Here is a 305-nt window from a genome sequence, read left to right as displayed (position 1 = left end):
GACCACGGCGCCGACCAGCGCGAAGCCGAAGCTGACATGGAGGCTAGCGAGGATCCAGCTCATCGCCGACGGGATGATGACGGTGGTGGTGATCTGATAGGGCGAGGCGCCGAGGATCTGGGCGTTGGCGATCATCGCCCTGTCGGCCTCGCGCACGCCCTGGAAGGCGTTGGCGAAGACCACGAAGAACACCATGACGACGGCCAGCGCCACCTTGGAGGCCATGCCGAGGCCGAGCGCTATGATGAAGACCGAGCCCAGCACGACGCGCGGCACCGAGTTGGCGATCTTGATGTAGATCGAGA

Annotated in this window: 1 protein-coding gene; it reads right to left on the bottom strand. The window is 64.9% G+C overall.

All coding sequences use genetic code 11. The annotated features are described in order from the left end of the window. The coding region (locus EN807_RS34245) for an ABC transporter permease subunit (protein ID WP_135938073.1) at positions 1-305 on the bottom strand (305 nt) is incomplete at both ends.

This window comes from Mesorhizobium sp. M5C.F.Ca.ET.164.01.1.1 (genome assembly GCF_004792125.1).
GTDB lineage: Bacteria > Pseudomonadota > Alphaproteobacteria > Rhizobiales > Rhizobiaceae > Mesorhizobium > Mesorhizobium wenxiniae.
The sequence above is the reverse complement of the archived record's forward strand: the minus strand, read 5'-3'. Positions and strand labels throughout refer to the sequence as shown.